This window comes from Photobacterium makurazakiensis (genome assembly GCF_050336715.1).
Lineage (GTDB): Bacteria > Pseudomonadota > Gammaproteobacteria > Enterobacterales > Vibrionaceae > Photobacterium > Photobacterium makurazakiensis.
In genome coordinates, this window is sequence record NZ_JAKJSJ010000123.1 from 1 (window position 1) to 4,313 (window position 4,313).

Here is a 4,313-nt window from a genome sequence, read left to right on the forward strand (position 1 = left end):
GGACTTATTTAGCGCAGGCCCCTGTATCAGCACCGAACATGTTTCTGTGAAAATTTCTATTACGAAAGATACATTCATGTTTGTTCCACCAGCAATTATCGAGAAATATGACACCGGCTTAGAGCAAGTATTACATGATTCGAACTTAAAAAGTTATATTAATGACCTCGAAAAAAGTATTACTGTTACTAAATAAATAGTGACTACTTTTAAGACATTTATTTGAAATTTAAATTCAGTCTGAAAATGCTTGAAGCCCTTGCCATCACTGGCTTCAAGCCTAAATTACCTCCCCTTCATCATGATCAACCAGATCATTAAAACAGTGACAACAAACGCATCAAACCCTTTACTTTCAATTGGTTAAATCAACCCAAGAGATCATTAAGTGATCCTTAAAACTGAAAAACACTGTAATTAATTTCAATTTTTCAGTTTTATATTTGTGGATTCCCCACTTACTTATTCCATTGATTATGCCTTGAAAGCCCTGTATTCACGGGGCTTAACGTCAAATCACGCACTTGGTACCTCTGCCAAAATTGCGAAAAACAAAACTGAAAAAAAACACTTTTTTTAAACGTCGCAGGTGGGGAGGAGGAGTGCGATTTCCGTGACGTGAATCTGTTTTACGTGGGTGCCCTAGTCTCTTCATGCATTACTATACTTACCAACAACACTGTATAAAAAACCAGTCATTTGGTTTACACTTAATGGGTAAGTTCATCAATGGAGTGGCTGAGTTATGAGAGTGTTTTGTCCGGGGTGTGGCGAGAAAGCTAATATTCAAAAGACCAATCGAATATCGACCGGCTATGCGGATTTATACTGCAGTTGTACTGACCCTGAGTGTGGCCACTCATTCGTGATGAACCTTAGCTTTTCCCATACTCTTAGCCCTTCAGCCAAGAATACCAACGAGCTGATCGTTGCTATAGTAAAGTCTCTTCCTGCAGAAAAAGCTAAGGAACTACATAGTCAGCTGGCTATGTTTTGATTTTGTACATGCTCTGTTCTGGAACAATCTGCAGTCTTTATTGTTCCCTAATTTAGCTTGTGAATTAGAAAAATAGCCTGCCGTAAAGGATTATGAGCCACACAAAACCCTACTCCATTATCATCTTAAGATAATCTGTCAAAGCTGAAGATGTACTCTCTTTGATAGCATTTACAATAAACTGTGAAGAGCTACTGTTGGGACCAGCTATCAGCATTGAGCCATAGCTAGGTGTTTCAATTAGTACATTCATTCCATCCTCTATTTGAGTACCATACCTAATCTCATAATTAATAGCGTACCCGGTATGGTTACCAGCTACGTTATTAATTGAAAGACAAGACACATTGACGTTCAAATTGAAATCTAGGCTGCGCGAAGGTTTAATTCTTGCTCGGAGAAATTCTCCTTCGATAGCGTTATCGACTTGAGTCCTACTAACAGGGCAATCAGAGGCAATAGTTGTGAATAACCCTAGTTGGTCTGATTTATCCTCAGCAGCGAAGGATGTTTGAAGGCTCATTAACACAGCTGCAATACTAACGATAACTTTAATTTTATGCTTCAATTTTGGTACCTGACATGTAATATTTGAGATAATTATGATGAATACAAAAGCGAGCCACAATCATATAAATCAATCAATCCTATAGGTACCACGGATAAACTGTAATTAAGTGTTACTGTAATGGTGCAGTGAGCGTGACCTGAAAAGTCGAGTTTAGCCATATTTTATCTAATTTATAGATAGCTAAATTTGCAGATTCACTATTTTCAGAATGTAAGCCCGAAGTATTCATAAATAAACACTCAATCAGTCTCTGCTTCCACACGCGCGCCTTCCTTCGACGCATCAACCAGCAGCGCTTTAACCATTTCTAATTGGGCCTCATCTAGTGGCCCTTTCTTGTCTTTCATAACCAGTTCGACCAGGTAAACTCCTACCTCGGTACGGTCTTGGCCGTATGTGTTGCCAGCCAATGCTTCAACTATGAAATCAATGGCCTGCCAGCTGATTGAATGCGCCATTTGCAGTATCCCTCCCGAAAAGTACTGTATGAATATACAGTAATGATTTGCGATATGCAGCAGTTAAGTTCAAAAAAGTGATACAACCACCTGATTTTGATGATGATAAATCAAGAAAGCTATTTAAGCATGGTGGGCATTATCACTGATGTATTGCTCTCGCATACACATGCTCCACGCTAACTCTGCGTCTTGGTCACCATCATCACGTCGTCCAAAGGGATCATTTAGAACACTTTGCCAATAAGCACGCTTTTCTCTGAACTTGTGATAATTCTGCTCGTACTCTGCACAAGCTGTTTCTTTCGCTTCTACCATCATGTTTAGGAAAGTTTCATCGCCGGACCTTGATTCCATCGACCAACCACGTGCACCGGCGGCCCATAATAGAAAATCCCAAACCTTCTCTTCTGCCTGATTGCCATCAAATGACATACTGAAAATGTTTTTAGTCGTAGCGTACACATCGCGTTTTTTTATTTGTTCACGCGTAGACCGTATTTGATGTTCAAGCCGAATGATCCGCCCCGTTAGCTTATGAATAACGTCTTCTGGTTTACGTGCTTGTTTAGCGATTGATTTCGCTTTAATAGTTTGGTCTAACTGTTTTTCAATCCGCCTTATCCTTCTGTTTAACGGTTTACGCCATTGCTCTAGCTTGTAACCACATTCTTTAATGATTGCGGCCATGTTATCGGCTTCAAAACTCGCAACGCATTCCCATGCAGGAGCACGGCTACATCGTGCGATGTTATATCGATTACCTTTAATTAACCCTTGGTCGGCATTTCCACCTTTGGCAGCATAGCCAACGGCTTTGATGATGTAAGAACTGGCGGCTTTGGGCTGTTGAATACGTTGTAAATTAGCAAAGCCATTTCCCCAAAGCTTTTCCAACCGTTTGGACCAGGCAGAGAACTGTGGTTTGGGTACCGACCAATTTAATAAAACATGAACATGAGGGTTAGGTTCACCATTTTCATTTGCTGGGCATTCAGCCACCCAAATATAATGAAAATCTGACGATTCCTGTGTTGGGCCTACATCACTGGCTTTGGTGTAGCCAGCAATTGATTTCTCTTCTAGCTTGCAATATTCCGCGCCACTTTCGGCATCAACCTCAACCGTATGATTTGCCACCCAGCCTCGGTGATACATCTTCTTTGCACCATCTAAAAAGCGACTGACTTCTTTTCCTATCGTCGTTTCTGCCGTTTTTGTTAACGTGAATTCTTTTTCAGGTTTAGAAAAAGTCGGCGTATAAGGCCCGGCAATATTTCCATTTTCATTCATCACCTTAACCGAACCATCATTATGAATATCAACCGTGGCTGCTGGGTCATCGGCACACGTATCAATGTAGCAATAAGGCCCTGCAATATGGTCAATGGATTTCGCCATGTTGCGTTTAATATTAATTGGCGTGTTACTTCCATCGGTACATTTAATCTTTGGCCGCCCCCGCAACATTGAACGTGCGCCTCTGGTTTTACTCGCCGGCAACGGGGGTTCAGGCAAAGTGCAATATGGCGCGGCATCCCCTTCAACCATGCCACCAAAGATTTTGTGTCGCTGCTCATTAGAGAACGTCAGAGTCAGGAACGTTACAAAACCACCACAACATGTTGCAACATACGCACCTGACTCAAAAATTTTCAACACAGAACGCTTAGTCAGCTTCTCTGTAAAACGGTCCCCTTCCTGAGCATCTGGCGCTGAGCTTGATGGTGTCTGCGTGTAATATTGAATTTTGAAACCGCCAGACCAATCACGTTTCATTAATCTGATGGAATTAGGTGTCACTTCAGGTTCGGCAACGATAGATTTCCCTTTCGGAGGCAAAACCCGCGCGTTGTTCCCGCTGTCTGTAATCGCGTACATCGAGTCGTGATTGTAAAACGCCTCGGTACTATCAAGCACTACCGAACCACGCTGAGCCCTGCACAGCTTTGCCATACGGCGTGATAAATTAGCGACTTTAGGGTGTGTCGGACTTTTGCGCCCTTGGACAAGCCTATTGTTTTCGTCACTTCGTGCCGCCGCTTCGCGGAGGTGATTGGCACTATAGTGTGGCAAAGAAGCCACGTGTTCGATTTTCTTTTCATCGATAAATTGATTATCACGATTAACGCGATTTAAATCCCAAAGTTGTTCTGGATTTAAACGCCCAAAACGTGGCCCACAAAAATCGAATCCTAAAAAACCGCTATTATAAGCGGCTAAATTATTTTCTGTTTTGTTATGTGGCTGCACTGTAGCAGCCACATAAAATAGGCCATTTCTCGAT

General features: G+C 41.9%; 4 protein-coding genes and 1 pseudogene. 2 read left to right on the forward strand and 3 right to left on the reverse strand.

What is annotated here, in order from left to right:
* Window positions 1–196 (forward strand): annotated as a pseudogene (locus L4D09_RS28430) (hypothetical protein); the annotation flags it as partial.
* Between the two features lie 549 nt (window positions 197–745).
* Entirely contained in the window at window positions 746–997 is a 252-nt protein-coding gene (locus L4D09_RS28435) for an Ogr/Delta-like zinc finger protein (RefSeq protein WP_428460900.1), read from the forward strand.
* Between the two features lie 109 nt (window positions 998–1,106).
* Here L4D09_RS28435 and L4D09_RS28440 read toward each other — a convergent pair whose 3' ends face one another.
* The 3 genes from L4D09_RS28440 to L4D09_RS28450 form a co-directional block, all read right to left on the reverse strand.
* Window positions 1,107–1,565, reverse strand: coding sequence for a hypothetical protein (locus L4D09_RS28440; RefSeq protein ID WP_428460901.1), 459 nt, complete (start codon window positions 1,563–1,565; stop codon window positions 1,107–1,109).
* 242 nt (window positions 1,566–1,807) lie between these two features.
* Window positions 1,808–2,026 (reverse strand): hypothetical protein, encoded by a 219-nt coding sequence (locus L4D09_RS28445; protein ID WP_428460902.1) that lies wholly within the window; start codon window positions 2,024–2,026, stop codon window positions 1,808–1,810.
* Window positions 2,027–2,149: 123 nt separating this feature from the next.
* Entirely contained in the window at window positions 2,150–3,982 is a 1,833-nt protein-coding gene (locus tag L4D09_RS28450; protein ID WP_428460903.1) for a rolling circle replication-associated protein, read from the reverse strand.
* Between the last annotated feature and the right edge of the window lie 331 nt (window positions 3,983–4,313).